Below are 19767 nucleotides of genomic sequence, written 5' to 3'. Positions count from 1 at the left end.
GTGGTAAGCTTAAACTAGATTATTTAAAAAGAAAGCGGGAATGACAGATGATTGTAACAAACGATCAAGAATTAGAAGGCCTGAAAAAAATCGGCAGAATTGTAGCGCTGGCGCGTGAAGAAATGAAACGGAAAGCAGAGCCCGGCATGAGTACAAAAGACCTTGACCTTATCGGAAAAGCGGTGCTTGACGAGCACGGCGCTGTTTCGGCTCCGCAAAAAGAATACGACTTTCCTGGTGTTACATGCATCAGCGTAAATGATGAAGTGGCGCATGGTATTCCAAGCACATCCACTATTTTAAAAGCCGGAGATCTTGTGAACATTGATATCTCTGCTGAATTCGGCGGTTTCTACTCCGATACAGGCATCTCGTTTGTGCTCGGTGAAGGAGAAGAACGACTTCACAAGCTATGCCAATGCGCAGAGGATGCCTTCCAAAAAGGGCTGCAGCAGGCAAAAGCCGGCAAGCGCCAAAATCAGATCGGGAGAGCCGTTTATCATGAAGCACGTTCTAAAGGATTTACCGTCATTAAAACCCTGACTGGCCACGGAATCGGCAGAAGCCTTCACGAAGCGCCGAACCACATCATGAACTATTATGATCCATTTGATAACGCGCTCTTCAAAAACGGCACAGTGATCGCACTTGAACCATTCATTTCAACAAAATCGGAAACCATCGTCGAAGCTGGAGACGGCTGGACCTTTAAGACGCCGGATAAAAGCATGGTCGCCCAAGTTGAGCACACCATCGTCATTACCAAAGACGAGCCGATTATCCTGACACAGCTGTAAAAACACATTTCGTATGTTTAACCTCCTCCTATTACAGGTAAAGCATCACTATTCTGCAGGAGGAGGCACTGTAATGAACAGAGATCAAGAAAAAATCCAAATTGAAAATGAAATGAATGCAATGCACGGAACAATAAAAGAAGAAATGTTAAAAGACTTTGAAGAATTTAAAGACTACCTGAAAAAACAAGTTAACCGGGGCAAAAAAATAGGATTAGATGACGGCAAGCTTGTCAAAAGCGCTGCGATCCTGGGAGACTATCTCGCGAAACATGAAGAGCCGCAAAACGGCGAAGAAATGCTGCTTCAGGAACTTTGGAGCGTTGCGGATGATGGTGAGAAAAAACATTTGGCACAGCTGTTAGTCAAATTGGTTGAGAAACAATAAATACCTAAGCCGGGCGTATGCCCGGCTTCTTTATATTGTCACAGCCCGACCCATCCAGATATGCTACACTAGGATTAATGTCTGTGAAAGGAGCCATTGTCCGCATGTGGTTTATTATTTTTGGAATCGTCTTTTTCATTGAAGGCATCATCATGACCGTTTTCGGCGTGAAGAAAAAAAACGGGATGCTTACATATATCGGTATTGTGTTCAGCATCATGACACTTGGCATTGTCGTGCTGAAACTCACCGGGCATTAAAGCATATTCAGCGTTTACTCCGCATATACATACAGGAAGAAAGTTCGCATCACTAGTGCGAAAGACTCAGTTTTTCCCGCATCTCTTTTCAGCATCTTTTGATAGATGTTACAATGCCAATCGTTTGGTCAATCAGATAGGGAAAGGAGTTTTCTGACATGCATTACGGCAGTAAAGGCTGGTATGTGGCAGAATTAAAAAAGCAGGGTATCACGAAATATGAAGGAAGAAAGCTTCAAAGCTATAAAACCTATTTTCTTGCCAACCTGCTTGAAACAAAGAAAAAACAATCCTGACATGGTAAAGCCGCGCACGTTTAGATGCGCGGCTTTTTTATTGAATCGGAAGCAGCCTGTCCCGTTTTTTGATAAAGGAAGATCTCCAGCTTTCCGACAATGCTTCTTCACTTAAAATCCGTTCAATGGCTGCGAGATTTTTTGTGTCATGGTATTTGATATGGTTTGCGAATTGGACGGATATGCCTTTTTCGCCTCTGGACAGCAGGTCGAGCTTGGCGCCCGGAGCAACCCTGCCCTCTTCCAGCACGCGAAAATAAAATCCCGTATATCCGGTTTGCTGAACTTTCAGCACCATATCCTTTGCACCGAACTTTTTGGCAAGCTTTATACACGGCTGACGCGGCTGGCTGACCTGAACCACGGCATCATCGAGCTGAAAGACATCGCCTATGCAAACGTCCTCCTCAGTCAGGCCTTGCACCGTGAGATTTTCACCAAACGCGGCGCTCGGGAGCGGTCTTGAGAGAAACTCGGCCCAAAACGGATAGTGCTCCGCCGGATAGACACAGACAGCCTTATCAGGGCCGCCATGATTGACGAGATCCGCTTGTCCGTCTCCCTCAAAATTCTCCCGATACAGCATCACTGCGGAATCTGCCGGCCGCTTCATAATGCCGGTCTCTATTTTCTTTCCGTCATATTCAAGCGTCTGCGGCTTTCCCAGATTAAGAGAAAGAATGGAATAATGCGCTGATGTCATATGAACACATCTCCTTTACAGGATATAAAATGATTGATTATCATAAAAAGAAAAGGTGGTTTTTTACATGCTTCAATATCGAATCGTTGCAGACGGCCGGGTTCAAGGTGTCGGTTTCCGCTACTTTGTTCAAGCGGAAGCCGATAAGCATAAACTCACCGGCTGGGTCAAAAACCGTGATGACGGGCGTGTCGAGATTTTGGCCGAAGGGCCGGAAAACGCCTTGCAATCATTTCTTGAGGCCGTGAAGAAAGGCAGCCCCTTTTCAAAAGTTACCGGCATCTCTGTCACTGAATCCAGCAGCCTTGAAGGCCATCACCGGTTTTCAATTGTCTATTCGTAAGGCTTATCCTGATAAAAGTAATTCGGCTTGACGATTGAATTGTCATAAGACCGGTGAAAAATATGTGTGGAGGCGGGTGAAATCGGCGGTATCAGCCACGTCCAGTCACCCGTCAGCTTTCTGCCCGCTTCTTCCTCCTGTTCTTCAAACCGTTTAAACTGGCTTGCAGCCGTGTGATGATCGACGATGCTGACGCCGTGCTTTTTATACGAGTGCAAGACAGCTTTATTCAATTCAACAAGCGCCTGATCCTTCCATAAATCTGTATTGTAATCAGCAGCGATGCCGATCACGGACGCCACTTTTTTCAGCATGTCATACCGCTTCACATCTGCCAGGTTTCTTGCTCCGATCTCCGTCCCCATATACCAGCCGTTAAACGGTGCGGCATTATAATGAACGCCCCCGATCTCAAGCCTCATATCCGCAATAATCGGCACGCCGTACCATTGCAGCTTCAAGTCAGAAAACGCTTCGAATTCCGGGTGGGTCAGCGGAACTTCTATCACCAGTGAGCGGGGCAGCTCATACCAGACCGGCAGCTTGTCACCCTTCATGCGAAAAATAAGGGGAAGAAGATCAAAATCGGTCCGCTCTCCGCGCCAGCCGAGCTGCTCACAGGCTGCGGTGAGAGAACGGGAAGCAGGATCGCCGATTCTTTCTCCGTCGGATTCATATCCCGCGTACCGGATCAGCTGATGATTCCAGATCTCGACTTGCTTTTCGCCCTTCTCTTCCGGAGGGAAAATCGTAATGGTCGGCCTGATTTTCCCGTTATTTGTGGCGGTTTCAATGTGATGAAACAGAGCGTCCCGTACTTCTTCTTTAGTCCGGACGTCACGTCTGTCAATGACATTCAGCGAGTTCCAGAACAGTCTGCCGATGCAGCGGTTGCTGTTTCTCCAAGCCATTTTCGCCCCGTGCGCCAGCTCTTCCTTTGTATGTACATAGCTTCCAGTCCGGTCAATCTCACTTTTAATGTCATCGAGGCGGTCTTGCGCTTCATCCTCCTTTCCGAGTTCCTGATAGCAATTGGCAATAAACGCTTTCGCTTCGTTCCAGAGTATTTCTTTATCTTCCAACAAACTCTCTCCTCCAAATCGCATTCATGCTTCTCATTGTATCGTTTTTGAGCGGGAAGACAAATGGTTTTTCTGCATCTTCTTGGAAAAACAAATAAAAAAACACCCGCGTTTGCGAGTGTCAAAGGGATGATAAATGATGGGCCAATTCCATTAAATCACTGCGAAAGTTTCTGCCTGTCATTGGGATGCCGTGCCCGGTCAGCAGCACTTCCGGTTCTCGTTCGGCAAGTCTTTGAATGGACTCGGCGGCCATCTCAGTGTCAGGTGTGAAATAAGCCGGCGGGCCGTGAAGCTCCTGTTTTTGAATGAAGACGTCAGCCATTTTTTCCTGTTCAACTGTAATCACCGCATCGCCAGCGACAAGCACACGGCCGTCCTCGCGGAATAATGAAATATGGCCCGGTGTGTGGCCCGGTGTTGCGATCCAGATCCACTCGTCCAAAAACGGAACAGTGCCGTCTTCAGGCAGTGCTTGAACATGAGAGGAAATATCGATCGAATGGCGCGGAAACAGCGGCGACAGCTTGGCAACCAGTCCGCTTTTGCTATCTGGGCGCGCCGGCGGATAATCCTCTTTTCCGGTCACAAAAGGCATTTCCCGCGAATGAACATAAACAGGAACATCCCAATGCTCAAGGATCTCTTCAATGGCCCCGATATGATCAAAGTGCCCGTGTGTCAGAATAATGGCCTTCAAGTGATAGTCATCACCGAATCTTTGTTTTGCTTCGTTTAAAATCATGCCGGCTGATTGAGGCATGCCGGCATCTATTAAAATAAATGAACGTGGTTCAGAAGGATACTGAATAAAATAGACATTCGCAATTTGCACGGTCAGACCATGTACACCCTTTGCGGCCTCGAACCCAGTCCCGCTTCTGACTGAAGTCAGCGGCATATAAGGATCACTCATGAAGACACCTCCGGTACGTTGTATGCCGTTAGTGTATGTCATTCCGCCTGAATTATCATGCAGAAATCGAAATGGCACCGATCAATAAAGCGGTAACCGTCATGACAATCACGGCGAGAACCGCCCATTTCAAAGCGAATTTTTGATGATCGTCAATGGAGACCCCGACAAGCCCGACAAGCAAATGTGTAGATGGCACAAGCGGACTCAGCATATGAATCGGCTGTCCGATAATTGAGGCTCTGGCAATTTCGACTTTATCAACACCGTATGCGACAGCCGTTTCTGATAAAATCGGCAGCACTCCGTAAAAATACGCGTCATTCGGCATGAGAAATGTGAAAATGCCGCTAGTTAATGCTACAATCGCCGGGATTAACCCGCCCAATTGTTCAGGAATCATCGACACAAGCGAAATCGCCATTTCGTCAACCATTTTGGTGCCTGTTAAAATTCCCGTAAAAACGCCTGCTGCAAAGATCATGGAGCCAATGGCCAGCACGTTGCTTGAATGTGCTGAAATACGCTGTCTCTGATGATCAAGGTTCGGATAATTCACAATGAGTGCAATACAGAATGCGATGACAAACAGCACCGTTAAACTGATTTTGCCTGATACTAAAAAGCCTATTAATGAAAGCGTCAACAACAAATTGAACCACCAAAGCTTCGGCCGTTTCCACTCATCTTCAACCGCAGCGGCCGGTTCGTTGACATCAGCCGGCTGTTTCAGCTCAATCACGCCGAGTCGTTTGCGCTCCGCTTTACCCAGCACATACGCAACTGCGACCATACAAAGCATTCCGCTCGCGATCACAGGGATCATCGGCCCGGTCAGCTCAGCCGGATCAACCCCGAGCGCGCTCGCCGCCCGCGGCGTCGCGCCTCCCCACGGAATCGTATTCATAATCCCCATGCCGACTCCGGCGATTCCCGCCAATATAATCGGCCGGATGCCGAGCAGCAAATAGAGCGGAAGCATCGCGCTTGTTGTAATCATATAGGTTGTTGAACCGTCTCCATCCAATGCAACAAGCATCGTAAGAACCGCTGTCCCGACAACGATTTTTAACGGATCGCCTTTGACCATATTTAATATTTTGGCAACCATCGGATCAAAAAGCCCAGTGTCAATCATGATCCCAAAATATAAAATCGCAAACATAATCATAACAGCCGTCGGCGCCACCTGCTGAATCCCCGAGATCATCATATCGCCAACTTCAGTGAACCTGAAACCGGCTATCAGCGCAAACACAATCGGCGTCAAAACCAATGCCGTCAGGACAGAAAGCCGTTTTGTCATGATCAGTACCATAAACACAAGCATCATAAGAAATCCTAAGATTGCTAACACATTCATTCCCCCTTTAAATGAATCCGCTTACATTTTATCCCCTATTCCCCTTTTGCCTTTTTGTCATCGTATGAGAAAAACGGTCTCAAGTAAATAATTTGGTTTTTTTGTATTTTTAATTTTTTAAAACCGTTTTGTTCTTTTTGGTCATTTCTAAACACAAAAAAAGCATTCCGCCTACGGCAGAATACTTTTTGCTTAATTACCTGTCATGATGGTTTGATAAAACGCTGATTGTTCTTCAAGAAACCGTTTCGTTTCCTTGCTGTTTAAATAAAAGCTCTCCCAGTCCTGCTCGTTTATTTTCTGCTTCCATTCGGGCGAGGATGTAACCTTTTTTAATGCTTGGTCCCAGTAAGAAATCTCTTCCTCAGACATGTTTTTCGGCCCCAGCACCCCTCTCCAATGAGAGAAGACAAACGGAATGCCCTGCTCTTTCCACGTCGGCACTTTTGGAAAACCGGGCAGCCTTTTATCTGACGTGACGGCGGCTAATGTAATCTCGCCGTTTTGCTCGTACGGCTTGGCTTCTGAAACAGTCATGGAAGCTGCTTCTATCTCATGCCTGATCAGCGCCTGGATCAATTCTTCACTGCTGTCAAACTGTAAAAACTCAATGTCGAAAGGGTCAATCCCGTACATATCAGCGGCTCTGACGAACGAGAGCTGATCGTCATTGCCAAGCCCCGGGGAAAAACCGATTTTGACTTTGCCAGGATGCTTCTTGATCTCTTTCAGCACATCCTTTCCGCTTTTCAGCGCCGACCCTTTCGGAAGAGCGACAGTCTGCCATTCCTTAGCGAGAATCGCCAGCGGCGTAAAATCATCAGTTTTTAATTTACTTTGTCCGAGCAGGTAATTGCTCAGGATTAAACTGGACATCATACTGATAGTCTTCCTGCCGCTTTGGTTGACATATTTCCAGCCTTTATCGCCTCCGCTCCCAGGCTTATACACAATATGAATCCCGCCTTTCATCAGCTGTTTTTGCCTGAGCACGGATTGAATCGCCTGCGCCGTTACATCCCAGCCCCCGGAAGGCTCGGCAGGCACAACGATTTCAACCGGCCCGTCCGGCAGACGTGGAGCGGCCGCCTTCCGGATGTCACCTTGCATGAAGACCAATAGACAAATGAATAGGATCACACATTTTTTCATCGCTATTCAGCCGCCAAATAATATTTTCTCTCCGGTCTGCCGATAATCCCGTACTCCAGCTCGGCTCGCGCTTCTTCCTTAGACACAAGATATTCGGCATAGCGGCGGGCTGTTGTTCGTGACGCGCCCATTGCTTCGCCAAGTTCTTCAGCTGTCATTCCTCCGTCCGCAGTACGCAGCGCCTCTTTAATTTTTTTCAGCGTGATCGGATTGATGCCTGTCGGCAAATCCTCCGCAGTGACAGCTCCCTTAGAGCTGCCCCCAAAAATATGGTCAATCATGGATTGGCTGACCTCCGGCTGAGACAGCAGCACCTGCCTTTTTTCTTTATACTGGAGCAGCACCTGTTTGAACTTGTCAGCCGTTACGGGCTTTATCAAATAGTTTGCGATGCCCGTCCGCAGCGCTTCCTGTAAGTGGCGGGTTTCCGTTGCGGCTGTGATGATCATAATATCCACTTCCGGAAACCGTCTCCGTATCTCTGGAATCAATGCTGTTCCGAGCTCGTCCGGCATATAAATATCCAATAGCAGCAAATCAGTTTTGTGTGTCTCCAAAAGCAACATTGTCTCTTTGGCATTGCCCGCTTTGCCGATAATGCTGAATCCATCAAGCTGCTGAATCAATCTCTCATGGATTTGCGCAACCCGAAAATCATCCTCCGCAATCACGATGTGAATCAAATGGATTCCCCCTTTGTCTGTTTCTCCTTCGGTATAAAAACAGTAAATACCGCTCCCCCGCTTTTTTGATTTGCCAGCTCGATCCAGCCTCCCAGCTCACGCACTGACTCTTTTACGTTGGCGAGTCCGTAGCCTCTCTTCATCCCCTTTGAAGAGTAGCCTCTTTCAAACACTGCCTCCATTTTATCAGGCGGCACTCCCAGTCCCGTATCGGATACTTCGATAACAATATCCCGTCCGATATCTGTAATAAAACATGAAACCTCCTGTACGCTTTGATCCGCTACAGCTTCGAAAGCGTTATCAATCAAATTGCCGATAATCGTAATGAGATGGGACAAGCCGACATGAGGAGGAAGAGGCCCAAGCGTGCTGTTGTCATCGATCGACAGCTTCACCTTTTTTTCCGATGCTTTGCTCATCTTTCCTAACAAAATCGCCTGCACCTGCTGCGAATGAATATTTTGGAATAAAATATCATGCTGTTCATTTTGGATGGCGTATTCCTCTTTAATCAATTCAATCGCTTCCTCATATTCGCCAAGCTCAAGCAGCCCTAAAATAGCGTATAGCTTATTAGAAAATTCATGAGTCTGGGCGCGCAGGTCCTCTGAGTATTTTCGCACCTCTGTCAGCGTGTCAATCAGCTTTTTCAGTTCTGTTTTTTCTCTGAAGCTGATAACAATTCCATACGCCTGTCCGCCTTGTGTCATGACTTTTGTATTGATAATAAAGACTTGATCGTTAACGCATACCTCCTGATTCGGCGGCATTTCTTCCTGCTCAAGCACAGACATCAGTTCTGCTCCCGGCATCACGTCATCAACAGGCACGTTCATTACAGGCTCGGGTAGCTTAAGCATCTCAGCCGCCGATACGTTCATCATCGTTACAATGCCATCACGATTGGTGGCGATAATTCCTTCCTTAATCGCCCGCAGCATCGCATTCCGCTCCCGATAGAGAGAGGCAATTTCGTGCGGTTCAAGGCCAAGCGTATCCTTTCTGATGCTTTTGGCAAGCGCGGCGGCACCGGCAAATCCAAGCAGCAGCACGAGTACAGCCATGAAGCTTAAGTCTCTCAGATGTTTCTTGATGCCTTGCTCTGCCTTGGTTTGCAGAAAATCAACGGACACGCTGCCGATCACGTGGCTGCGCCCCTTTTGTTCCTCGATAATCGGTGCGCTCCCACGGATCACCCTTTGTCCATCCGCTTTCGTCTCTGAGACGTGAGAGCCTCCAAACAGGATTTCTCTGCTTCTCGTCAGATGCTTATTTCCGCTATTTTCCGAGGCGGTTCGGACCATTCCTTTTTCATCAAGCACATAAATCGCATAAGCGCCGGTCTGTTCTTTCATTTGTTCAATGACCTCCTGCGCCTCGGCAGCTTGCCCGCCTTTCGACACGATAAGCTCCTTTGCCGGCGGCATATAGGAAATCGTTCTCGCCGTCTGCACCGCCAGCTGCTCTGCCTGTTTTCGCCCTTCTTTTGTTTGCTGAACGGCAAACGTGACCGTCAGCACGCCAATCACAAAGATCAGCAGCGCCGCAATCAACCCCATTATTTTTGTTTGCAGAGAAAAATGGAATCGCTTTTTCACCACAGCACCAGCCGTCCTTTCTACCTAGATCATACCATTTTTCGCCCGGGAATTTTCTTATTTTTCAAAATCTATTTCTTTGGTGATCAGGATCTATTATTCAGATCAAGATGTTTCCTTTTCACATTGTCCAGTTTTGCTGAACAATCCTTTTTTCATGAAGGAATCATTCCGTTTGAACATTTCGATATACATATAGTATCTGAGTGATATGGTGAAGGGCGGGAGGTTATGGTGAAAACGAGTCTTATTGTGCTGACTTATAATCAATTGGCGTTAACAAAACAATGCTTGGAGAGCATATGGACGCATACCGATGATGACTGTATAGAAGTGATTGTTGTAGATAACGGCTCTCATGACGGGACACAGGACTATCTCAAACAGATTCCTTCAATCAAAACGATTTTTAATGAAACAAAGAAGGGTTTGCGAAAGCCTGCAATCAGGGCCTTGAGGGATAAGGTTTCTTGGTGTCATTTACGCGGATATTAGAACAAATTAATTAAGTGACTGATCATCCTCTATGATTTGTCTAGTAAATGACCGAGTCTCATTTGTCATGTGATCGAATATAAAAAAGGCAGACCGCGTCTGCCTTTTTTCTTTCTACCATATCCCTAATAATTTCCACCATAATCCGCCGATCACAAGCCATGTGACAATATGAACGATCGACAGGATAAACCCGATAGACCACCATTTGCCTTGCGAAATGTAGCCTGCCCCGAAGAAGACCGGAGCCGCTCCAGAACCGTAGTGAGTCGTTGACCCGAACAGGTTACTGATGAACGCGAGGCTCAGCGCTGCTAAAAGCGGCGGTGCGCCCGCTGCCACGACAACAGCCAAAAATGCTGAATACATCGCACTGATGTGGGCTGTCGCACTTGCAAAGAAATAGTAAGAGTAATAATACACAACAATTAGAATGATGAATGCCACAATCCAAGAGAACCCTGATACGGATGATTTCATGGCATTACTGAACCAAGAAACCATGCCTAATTCATTCAGGAAGTTGGCCAGCATAACAAGCGCCGCAAACCAAGTGAGCGTATCCCAAGCGCCCTGTTCTTTCTTGATATCATCCCAAGTCAGAACCTGTGATAATAAAAGAACTGACAATCCGATCAGTGCGGTTGTGGTTGCGTCGATGTTGAAGCTGCCGCCAAAAATCCAAAGAGCAAGCACTAAAAGAAACACAATAACCATGGAAAGCTCTGATTTTTTAAATGGTCCCATTTCTTTCAGTTTTTCGGTTGCGATTTTCGCTGCGTCCGGTGTTTCTTTAATTTCCGGCGGATACAGCTTGTAAATCACAAGCGGTGTGATGATTAAGCTTACAAGTCCCGGCACAATCGCGGCTATTGCCCAGCTTGTCCATGTTAAGTCCACCCCTGCGACATCATGGGCCAGCTTGGCAATCAGCGGGTTCGCCGCCATCGCCGTCAGGAACATAGCAGATGTAATCAAGTTTCCCTGAAAACCGGTTTTTAATAAGAAAGCACCGATTTTTCTTTCTGTTCCATCTGCCGGGCTTGATCCGAATGTTTCGGATAATGATCTGATAATAGGAAATATAATGCCTCCTGCACGCGCCGTATTACTTGGAATAGCAGGTGATAATATTAAATCACTGAACAGCAGTGAATAAGAAAGTCCAAGGGTTTTCTTCCCGAATTTCTGAACGAATACATACGAAATTCTCGCACCTAGCCCGGTTTTGATAAATCCCCGGGAAATAAAGAATGCGATGACGATAAGCCAGATGGTCTTATTCCCGAATCCGCTTAATGTATCCTCAATTGATAATGTTCCAGTTAATGCAGTAACCGCCAATGCAAAAATTGCAATTGCACCCATTGGCAAGGGCTTGGAGATAAAGCCGATAATTGTCGCGACGAAAATCGCAAACAAATGCCATGCTTTAGGTTCAAGTCCGGACGGAGCGGGAATAAACCAGATGATTAGTCCCACAGCGACAGTAATAAGCAATGGAACAAGCTTTACTGCTGACTGTTTTCCTGCGTCTTTTTCTGAAGCCATAAATAGGTCTCCTCCTATATACTTGTTTTCCGATCCCCTTTTTCATTCTACTCCTTAACTAAGTTAATAAACATTTTAATTAATTAAAAAACACAAAGGTGAGCAGCCCTTTGTGTTTTTTTCATTTCTTAATTTAGTTTACCCGCGCCCGCTTGAGATGTAACATTTGACTTCACATTCGCGGAAGCATCAATTGATCCGTGCAAAGATGGCGTCCATCCGACAGAAGAGCTCAGCCCGTTTGCAGCCGATGCGTTGATCTGCGTACCGTTCAGCAATGTGCCGGAATCGTATAAAGCCGTTCCCCCGCTGAATACGCTGATCGTTTTAGCAGCAGTCAATCCCGGAACGTCAATGGCATTGTTTTGCGCATAAATTTTAGATGATTTTCCGATTCCCCACGCATAGCTAAAGGCATACTCTGATGAGTTTTTATTGCCTTCATAATAGTTGTTGTAAACGTGTACTTGTCCAAAACGGACTCTCGGTGCGCGCTGAACGATATTTTTGTAGCGGTTATGATGCAGTGTGATTTTTAATTTGCCGTCATCGGAAGTTTTGCTGTCGCTTGATCCGAAAATGGAGCTTTTATCATGATCGTGATAGAAGTTATAAGACATTGTAATGTAATTAGCGCCGTTAGAGGCATCAGTTTGGCCGTCATGGTGCTGATATTCTCTTCCAAAATACTTTGGAGAGGTGCTGTCTGGACGCGAACCGTCATTAAATGTACAGTGATCGATCCATACATGTGTACCGCCGTTTATTGTGATGTTGTCATATTGTGAGTTCCAGTTTCCTGAACTTCCGTCAGTCGGGTCCCATTGCGGGAAATAGTCATATGCGTCTTGGAATTCGATATTGCGGATAATGACGTTATCGCTCTTGATCTGGAAGTTTCCGCCCAGAACTTTAGCATTTGACCCTGATCCGACGATCGTCGTATTTGCAGGGATATCCACCATCACGCGTGCCTTTTGGTTTTTCTGTGAGCGTGCTCTGGCTTCTTCCTGTGTTCCGGATGGCTCTTTTTTGCCCCATGTGCTTGGGTCATAGGCTTTCAAATATTTGTTCAGATCGTACTCTGGATCTTTATAATCATTCAGACCAAGCGGTTTCAGATTGTCATCGACATTCATGTCAATCGTTCCCTTGATATAAATGATTTTTGGCGTAGTGTTGGTGTCCTTGCCCAAAGCCGAAACGAGCTGGCTTCTGTTGCTGACTGTATACACGTGGGATGACGAGGCTTTTGATCCGCCTGTCGTGCCTGTCGAGTACGCTCCCCAGCCATCATTTGACCCTAACGTCTGATGGCCCAAATCCGCTGCGTTCGCCCCAACCGGAGTCAAGCCTAATAACAAAGCCGTGGCTAACATCACTTTTTTCATGCAGTCTGAACCCCCATTTTCTATTTTGTGAGAATTTGTTCCATATTCTCACAAAAAACATAATAGCAAATTCATGGGCATCCATAACCGAAAATGTACCGCTTTTTATTGCGGCATCCTGCAAAAAAACACCGCAAAGACCGCAAATATAAAAAACCCCAAAAGGACGATAATCGCCTTTTGGGGTTACATTCCTGCATCATGCCCAAGATTTTACTTTTTCGTTGTCTGTCACAAAGAGAAGCACTTTCCCTTCATCGAGCCGTTTTTCAAACTGAGCCGCTTCGTCTTCTGAAAAACCGATTTCGTGGATTTTATTGCGCAGCTCGTCACCTTTTTTATTAAATATGTTTCCTACCGCATGTTTGAAACCTGTTTCTTTGGCTCCGATCGTGTTGGCATTCGTGTTGTCTGCCAGTCGTTCCGTTCTGTCATCGTCGTGAGCTAAGACGTATACATCCTCTTTTGCGACACCCATTTGCTGTAATTCTTCTACATCCTTCATGAGCTGTTCGTCGTTTGTATACTCTCTTACAACTGGTTTCATATCCAATTCCTCCTTCATCATGTCTATGTTATATTCATACCCGATCCTTTTTCTATGAAACAGCATCCAGAGCATTGGGCACAAAAACAGGAAGAATGGTAGTAGATATTTCATTTCTAACCATGGTAAAGTGATAGAACGAGAGTATTTTCAGAATAGTCAAAATCAAAACCGCTGCACGGAGCGTCCGAACATGAATCGCCATTTTTATCCGTACAAGCAGGAGGTATGTCCAATGCAATACTTTTCACCAGAACAGCAATACAATGCGTGGGTTGTGAGTGATTTAGTAAAACAGGTCTTCCATCAGCGTGTCGGCTATTCAGCCGGCATTCACCAGCTTGCCATCTTTGCCGAAGAAACATTTCACATCGATATTGACTTTGTTTTCTCTATTGTCATGAATATCGGAGACATTGAATTTGCGCTCTCTGAAGAAATCGAAAAAAAATTGTCCGGCTATCTCAGCGTTCTTCTTCCCCATGTCAGCAGAGATATGCTTGAAGCCTCTAAAGCCAACGCCAGTTCGTTTTTATCCCACAGACACGGCGATGCTGTGTACGATTTATTTGTGCCATATGACCCATACATCAAAAAAACATAAAGCAGCGGGCTTCTGTTTCTTTATTTAAAAAATATTGACATAGGAAGCCATGATATTATAGTGTTTATTTGTGATAATGATTCTCATTATTAAATTCAGAAAAAAGGAAGAAAACAATGCGCACCTATCCTAACAAGTTTATTGCCATCATCAGTGTTTTATTAATCGCTTGTTTCATTATATCCGGCTGTTCATCAAGTCAGGATAACAGCGGCAGCAAAGCCGGAAGCAAATCTAAGGATTCAAGAGTCATTCAGCACGAAGACGGGAAAACAACAGTGACCGGCACACCTAAAAAAGTTGTTGTGCTTGAGCTTTCATTCCTGGATGCTGTTTACAATCTCGGCATCACGCCGGTAGGCATCGCCGATGACAACAAAAAAGACATGATTCAAAAGCTGGTCGGCAGCCCGATTGATTATACATCCGTAGGCACGCGAAGCGAACCGAATCTTGAGGTCATCAGCTCCTTGAAGCCTGATTTAATCATCGCTGACGCTGAACGCCATAAAAACATTTACAAACAGCTGAAACAAATCGCACCGACCATTGAATTGAAAAGCCGGGAAGCGACTTATGATGAAACAATCGACAGCTTCAATACCATTTCTAAAGCATTAAATAAAGAAAAAGAAGGAAAAGAAAAACTCGCCGACCATACAAAGGTCATTGACGATCTGAAAGCGGAGCTTCCAAAAGATGAAGACCGCAGCATCGTTCTCGGCGTGGCAAGAGCCGATTCCTTCCAGCTTCATACGTCATCTTCTTATGACGGAGAAATCTTCAGCATGCTCGGCTTTACGCACGCCGTGAAGTCAGATAACGCGTATCAAGAGGTCAGCCTCGAGCAGTTAAGCAAAATCGATCCAGATATTTTGTTTATTTCAGCCAACGAGGGTAAAACAATCGTAGATGAGTGGAAAAAGAATCCGCTCTGGAAAAACCTAAAAGCGGTGAAAAACGGACAAATCTACGATGCAGACCGTGACATTTGGACAAGATTCAGAGGAATCAAGTCCAGTGAAACAAGCGCCAAAGACGTGCTCAAAAAAGTGTATAATAAGTAGGACAAAAGAGAAGCGAGGAGAATCCTTGCTTCTTCGTTTTTGCAAACAGACGCAGCAAGGAAGTGAGACTGTTGTATTACTCAGCCAAACGGCGCTCATCATCAAGATTGATGGTTTTTATCATTGCACTGATCATCCTTATTTTCGGGCTTGGGGTGAATCTCTCAGTAGGCGCCTCAGACATCGGCATCATTGATGCTTTGACATATCTTTTTGTATGGGACGGATCAAAAGAACAGCTTATCATCTCTACTCTTCGCCTCCCCCGCACATTAATCGGCGTTTTCGTCGGCGCCAGCCTGGCTGTAGCAGGAGCGCTGATGCAGGCCATGACAAGAAACCCTCTGGCTTCACCTCAAATTTTCGGTGTGAATGCGGGTGCATCGCTGTTTGTCGTTGCTTCTCTCGTCATTCTGCCGGCATCGTCTTACTCTTCGGTTGTGTTCGCTTTTGCAGGTGCGGCGGCAGGCGGCGCAATTGTGTATATGATTGCCTCTTCCGGCGGAATGACACCTGTCAAACTGGCGCTGTCAGGAATGGCGGTGCATTTGTTCCTGTCCTCCATGACACAGGCGATTATTATTTTAAATGAGTCGGGAGAGGATGTTCTGTATTGGATGACGGGTGCGATTGACGGAAGCAATTGGCAGGACGTTATGACCATTGCCCCGTTTTCTGTCATCGGCATTGGACTTGCCCTTGTGTTTTCAGGCCCCGTTTCTGTTCTCGGTCTCGGTGATGAAACCGCAAAAGGACTCGGGCAAAACATGAACGGCATGCGGATTCTGATCAGCTTTATCATTTTAATTCTTTCCGGCGCTTCTGTGGCGGTTGCCGGCCCAATCGGCTTTGTCGGGCTGCTCGTCCCGCATATCGTCCGCAAGCTGATCGGAGAAAATTACAAGTATGTGCTGCCGTTTTCGGCGCTGTTCGGCGCCATCTTATTGGTGTACGCAGATGTCCTGGCCAGATGGATTGCATTCCCTTATGAATCTCCGGTCGGCATTGTCACCGCCATTATCGGAACACCATTTTTCTTATATTTAGCAAGGAAAGGGCGAAATCTGAAATGAAGAAATCAACCAGAAAACAAAAACGCCCCTTGCTGGCCATCCTCATATTGGCTGTCATCCTGCTAGTGCTGTCCGTGATCAGCATCGGCTTCGGGGCATTGTATATTTCACCTGATGCGGTGGTTACGAACCTGTTAGGAGCGGATCATTCCTTCGAGTTTATTATTCAGCAGTACCGGCTCCCCCGCATTATACTGGCGATTCTGGCAGGCGCCGGGCTTGCCTCTGCCGGAGCCATTTTGCAGGGTGTCATCCGAAATCCCCTTGCGTCTCCGGACGTGGTCGGAATTTCAAAAGGGTCCGGACTGGCCGCCATGGCCGTTATTCTCATTTTTCCTGAGTCTCCGGTCTACGTGCTTCCGTTCTCCGCATTTGCCGGAGCAGCCATTATTGCTGTAGTATTATTAATGATAGCCCGCAAAAAAAGCATTCAGCCCTCTTCATTGGCTTTATCAGGCATTGCCTTAGGCGCGGTCTGCCACGCCGGCATGCAATATATGATGGTCAAATTTCCGGGGGACGTCAATGCAGCGCTCATTTGGCTGACAGGCAGCCTCTGGGGGAGAAACTGGGAAGAAGTCAAGCTCCTTGCGCCATGGCTTTTGGTTCTGTTGCCGATTGTCTGCATCCTCATTCCGAAGCTGGATCTGATGTCACTCGGAGATGAGTTAGCGCAGGGTCTCGGCGAAAATGCAAACAGGCTGAGATTCATCCTGATTTTCACCGCAGTTGCACTGGCGGGGAGCTGTGTAGCTGTCGTCGGATCAATCGGTTTTATCGGGCTGCTTGCGCCGCATATCGCCAGAAGGCTTGCCGGAGAAAAAGCTAAATATTTACTGCCTGCATCGGCATTAATCGGTGCTATTATATTACTAATCGCAGATACATTAGGACGCGGCATCATGCCTCCGGTTGAGATACCCGCCGGAATATTGACAGCTGTGATCGGCGCGCCTTATTTTTTATATTTATTGAAATTCGAAGCGAGGAAACAGTAGGGAGAGGATACCATGGGAAAACTGGCTGCAGACCAGCTCACTCTTTCATATGACAGCACAGTGATTATTGACGGAGTCGATTTAAAGATTGAAGAAGGAAAAATCACTGTGCTCATCGGCGCCAACGGCTGCGGAAAATCAACAATCCTCAAATCGCTTGCCAGGCTGATGGCACCAAAAAGCGGCACGGTCCTATTAGAAGGAAAAGATATTCATCGCCAGCCGTCCAAAGAAGTGGCTAAAAAGCTGGCGATTCTTCCTCAGTCTCCTCAGGCGCCTGAAGGATTGACGGTACAGGAACTATGCTATTTCGGCAGACATCCTCATAAAAAACTGTTATCCAAGCATACACAAGAGGATCACGATATGGTAGAGTGGGCGCTTGACGCAACCGGAATGAATGAGCTGAAGGATCGGACACTCGATGCCCTTTCAGGCGGTCAAAGACAAAGAGCCTGGATTTCCATGGCGCTTGCACAAGGCACTGATTTGCTTTTGCTCGATGAACCGACCACTTACTTGGACATTTCTCACCAAATTGAGGTGCTGGAGCTGCTGAAAAAGCTGAACCGGGATCATGGACGCACAGTTGTCATGGTGCTTCACGACTTAAACCAAGCCGCTCAATATGCTGACTATCTGATCAGCGTATTGGACGGAAAAATCTACAATGCCGGAACGCCGGAAGACGTCTTTACCCAGCCGTTTTTCCGGGAAGTCTTCGGCTTAGAATGCTGCATCATGAGAAGCCCGATCGACCAGAAGCCGATGTGCCTGCCGATGGGACTATGCCCAAAATTACGGACGTGATGAAAAAGGAGAGGAATCTGCCTCTCCTTTTTTTATGCGGCTTACTTTTTGTATTTCATCACTTGTCCGTGTTACATTGGTGTCAATCAAATGATAGGAGGATGAATATGACAACAGCTCAACAGCAGATTCAATTAGCAAGACGTCCGCAAGGGGTGCCCGTTCACGAAGATTTCCGCTTTGAAACGATCCCCGTTCCTGAGCCGAAGCAAGGTGAGGTGCTTGTCAAAACACTCTATGTCTCAGTCGATCCTTACATGCGCGGACGAATGCAAGACACGAAGTCATACGTAGAGCCATTTGCCTTAGACGAAGCGCTGTCAGGCGGTGTCATTGCTGAAGTCGTGTCAGACGGAGATAAGCTGAAACAAGGAGAAATCGTAATCGGAAACCTGAACTGGCAGGAATATTCCGCTGTCAGCGAGTCCGCCGTGCGAAAAATTGATACAAGTCTCGCCCCTGCTTCAGCGTATCTCGGCATTTTAGGAATGACCGGTTTGACGGCATATTTCGGCCTGCTGGACATCGGCCGCCCGAAAGAAGGCGAAACCGTGGTTGTCTCCGGAGCTGCAGGGGCTGTCGGTTCCGCTGTCGGACAGATCGCCAAAATTAAGGGAGCACACGTCGTCGGTATCGCAGGCTCTGATGACAAAATTGACTACTTAAAGAATGAACTGCAATTTGACGAAGCGATTAATTACAAAACTGCAGATGATATTCAACAAGCGCTTGCTGACGCTTGTCCGAACGGTGTCGATGTGTATTTTGACAATGTCGGCGGGCCGATTTCAGATGCGGTCATGAACCTTCTCAATGAGTTTGCCCGTATCCCTGTGTGCGGCGCCATTTCTTCCTATAACGCGGAAAACGAAGCGGACGACATGGGCCCTCGCGTCCAATCCAAGCTGATCAAAACGAAGGCGCTGATGCAAGGATTTATCGTAAGCGACTACGCCGACCGTTTTCCTGAAGGCGCAAAACAGCTGGCGGAATGGCTGAGCGACGGAAAGCTTCATTATGAGGAAACGATTACTGAAGGCTTCGAAAACATTCCCGATGCATTTCTTGGCTTATTTAAAGGAGAAAATAAAGGTAAACAGCTGATCAAAGTCAGTGATCCAAGCTGAAAATATACCAATAAAAGGAGGGCTTTCCGCCCTCCTTTTATTTTTGAGAATACGTCAATGACGAAGAGTCAAAGTAAAAAATCCATCTTCATCAGGTTCTGTTTCTGCCGACGTAAACCCGGCTGCTTTAAAACAGGATAAACTGACTTGATTGTCTTCTTCAATGCAGGCAGCCCATTCACTTACCCTCGCAAAATTGGGATCATCAATTAATTTACGTAATATCGTTTTCCCATAACCTTGAAGATGCTGCTGAGGATTTACGATCAATCCAATATACGCCTTATCCTCTACGAACTCAATGACGGCCATTCCTGCCGGCAGCTGTTGGTCATATGCCATCATGACAGCATTGCTTTCATCATTAATCACTCGGGCGTACCACTGATGTAATGGCAGCATTCCATCCATTCTCTCCCTGACATTCTCATTCTCAAACCACTTTTCAATAATGTTCAGCTCAGACTCCTTCAAAAAACGAAAACGGTCTATCGAAGCCATCTCCTCACCCCACTCCTAT

General features: G+C 46.6%; 21 protein-coding genes and 2 pseudogenes. 12 read left to right on the top strand and 11 right to left on the bottom strand.

The annotated features are described in order from the left end of the window. The first annotated feature begins 47 nt into the window (after positions 1–47). From map to AU387_RS20705, 4 genes are all read left to right on the top strand, one after another. Positions 48–797 (top strand): type I methionyl aminopeptidase, encoded by a 750-nt coding sequence (gene map / locus AU387_RS14630; RefSeq protein WP_059336019.1) that lies wholly within the window; start codon positions 48–50, stop codon positions 795–797. Between the two features lie 73 nt (positions 798–870). After that, entirely contained in the window at positions 871–1185 is a 315-nt protein-coding gene (locus tag AU387_RS14625; RefSeq protein WP_059336018.1) for a DUF3243 domain-containing protein, read from the top strand. A gap of 104 nt (positions 1186–1289) precedes the next feature. Beyond that, on the top strand, positions 1290–1445 hold the full coding sequence (locus tag AU387_RS20710) for a hypothetical protein (protein WP_010333377.1): 156 nt from the start codon (positions 1290–1292) through the stop codon (positions 1443–1445). A 158-nt stretch (positions 1446–1603) separates the two neighbouring features. Further along, a complete protein-coding gene (locus AU387_RS20705; protein ID WP_010333376.1) occupies positions 1604–1741 on the top strand; it encodes a YflJ family protein in 138 nt (45 codons plus the stop codon). A 37-nt stretch (positions 1742–1778) separates the two neighbouring features. On the opposite strand, the gene AU387_RS14620 is transcribed toward AU387_RS20705, so the two are convergent. Beyond that, positions 1779–2444 (bottom strand): MOSC domain-containing protein, encoded by a 666-nt coding sequence (locus AU387_RS14620; protein WP_044163607.1) that lies wholly within the window; start codon positions 2442–2444, stop codon positions 1779–1781. Positions 2445–2511: 67 nt separating this feature from the next. Between AU387_RS14620 and AU387_RS14615 the strand changes: the two genes are divergently transcribed. Continuing rightward, entirely contained in the window at positions 2512–2787 is a 276-nt protein-coding gene (locus AU387_RS14615) for an acylphosphatase (RefSeq protein ID WP_010333374.1), read from the top strand. Here AU387_RS14615 and nosA read toward each other — a convergent pair. The 6 genes and pseudogenes from nosA to AU387_RS14585 form a co-directional block, all read right to left on the bottom strand. Further along, entirely contained in the window at positions 2778–3869 is a 1092-nt protein-coding gene (gene nosA / locus AU387_RS14610; protein WP_059336017.1) for a nitric oxide synthase, read from the bottom strand. The genes AU387_RS14615 and nosA overlap by 10 nt on opposite strands. Positions 3870–3990: 121 nt before the next feature. Further along, the gene (locus tag AU387_RS14605) at positions 3991–4785 is read right to left on the bottom strand and encodes an MBL fold metallo-hydrolase (protein WP_059336016.1); all 795 of its coding nucleotides are present in this window, start codon (positions 4783–4785) and stop codon (positions 3991–3993) included. Positions 4786–4840: 55 nt separating this feature from the next. Continuing rightward, positions 4841–6142: an Mg(2+)/citrate complex secondary transporter CitM gene (citM, locus tag AU387_RS14600; protein WP_059336015.1), complete on the bottom strand. Its 1302-nt coding sequence runs from the start codon at positions 6140–6142 to the stop codon at positions 4841–4843. Positions 6143–6340: 198 nt separating this feature from the next. Further along, complete coding sequence (locus tag AU387_RS14595; RefSeq protein WP_059336014.1) at positions 6341–7300, bottom strand: tripartite tricarboxylate transporter substrate binding protein; 960 nt, start codon at positions 7298–7300, stop codon at positions 6341–6343. Between the two features lie 2 nt (positions 7301–7302). Then, the gene (locus AU387_RS14590; protein WP_059336013.1) at positions 7303–7983 is read right to left on the bottom strand and encodes a response regulator; all 681 of its coding nucleotides are present in this window, start codon (positions 7981–7983) and stop codon (positions 7303–7305) included. After that, a pseudogene (locus AU387_RS14585) lies at positions 7955–9587 on the bottom strand (sensor histidine kinase). The gene AU387_RS14590 and the pseudogene AU387_RS14585 overlap by 29 nt, the downstream one beginning before the upstream one ends. Before the next feature lie 228 nt (positions 9588–9815). Between AU387_RS14585 and AU387_RS14580 the strand changes: the two are divergent. Then, positions 9816–10042: pseudogene (locus tag AU387_RS14580) on the top strand (glycosyltransferase family 2 protein); the annotation flags it as partial. A gap of 151 nt (positions 10043–10193) precedes the next feature. Here AU387_RS14580 and AU387_RS14575 read toward each other — a convergent pair. The 3 genes from AU387_RS14575 to AU387_RS14565 form a co-directional block, all read right to left on the bottom strand. Then, positions 10194–11630: an anion permease gene (locus AU387_RS14575; protein ID WP_059336010.1), complete on the bottom strand. Its 1437-nt coding sequence runs from the start codon at positions 11628–11630 to the stop codon at positions 10194–10196. A gap of 128 nt (positions 11631–11758) precedes the next feature. Then, the gene (locus tag AU387_RS14570) at positions 11759–13021 is read right to left on the bottom strand and encodes a pectate lyase (RefSeq protein ID WP_044163590.1); all 1263 of its coding nucleotides are present in this window, start codon (positions 13019–13021) and stop codon (positions 11759–11761) included. A 199-nt stretch (positions 13022–13220) separates the two neighbouring features. Continuing rightward, positions 13221–13568: a YflT domain-containing protein gene (locus AU387_RS14565; protein ID WP_024120550.1), complete on the bottom strand. Its 348-nt coding sequence runs from the start codon at positions 13566–13568 to the stop codon at positions 13221–13223. 235 nt (positions 13569–13803) lie between these two features. Between AU387_RS14565 and AU387_RS14560 the strand changes: the two genes are divergently transcribed. From AU387_RS14560 to AU387_RS14535, 6 genes are all read left to right on the top strand, one after another. After that, on the top strand, positions 13804–14172 hold the full coding sequence (locus tag AU387_RS14560) for a DUF3212 family protein (RefSeq protein WP_044163589.1): 369 nt from the start codon (positions 13804–13806) through the stop codon (positions 14170–14172). Positions 14173–14288: 116 nt separating this feature from the next. After that, positions 14289–15239 (top strand): Fe(3+)-citrate ABC transporter substrate-binding protein YfmC, encoded by a 951-nt coding sequence (gene yfmC, locus AU387_RS14555; protein ID WP_059336009.1) that lies wholly within the window; start codon positions 14289–14291, stop codon positions 15237–15239. A 71-nt stretch (positions 15240–15310) separates the two neighbouring features. After that, entirely contained in the window at positions 15311–16312 is a 1002-nt protein-coding gene (gene fecD / locus AU387_RS14550; RefSeq protein ID WP_044163586.1) for a Fe(3+) dicitrate ABC transporter permease FecD, read from the top strand. Beyond that, the gene (gene yfmE, locus AU387_RS14545) at positions 16309–17310 is read left to right on the top strand and encodes a Fe(3+)-citrate ABC transporter permease YfmE (RefSeq protein ID WP_059336008.1); all 1002 of its coding nucleotides are present in this window, start codon (positions 16309–16311) and stop codon (positions 17308–17310) included. The genes fecD and yfmE overlap by 4 nt, the downstream gene beginning before the upstream one ends. 12 nt (positions 17311–17322) lie before the next feature. Next, positions 17323–18120, top strand: coding sequence for a Fe(3+)-citrate ABC transporter ATP-binding protein YfmF (gene yfmF / locus AU387_RS14540; protein WP_010333352.1), 798 nt, complete (start codon positions 17323–17325; stop codon positions 18118–18120). A gap of 107 nt (positions 18121–18227) precedes the next feature. After that, a complete protein-coding gene (locus AU387_RS14535) occupies positions 18228–19247 on the top strand; it encodes an NADP-dependent oxidoreductase (protein ID WP_059293856.1) in 1020 nt (339 codons plus the stop codon). A 54-nt stretch (positions 19248–19301) separates the two neighbouring features. Here AU387_RS14535 and AU387_RS14530 read toward each other — a convergent pair whose 3' ends face one another. Further along, entirely contained in the window at positions 19302–19748 is a 447-nt protein-coding gene (locus AU387_RS14530) for a GNAT family N-acetyltransferase (protein WP_044163580.1), read from the bottom strand. Positions 19749–19767: the final 19 nt, after the last annotated feature.

The sequence above is a fragment of the Bacillus halotolerans genome, assembly GCF_001517105.1.
GTDB classification, from domain to species: domain Bacteria; phylum Bacillota; class Bacilli; order Bacillales; family Bacillaceae; genus Bacillus; species Bacillus halotolerans.
This window is presented reverse-complemented; position numbering and strand designations above follow the sequence as displayed.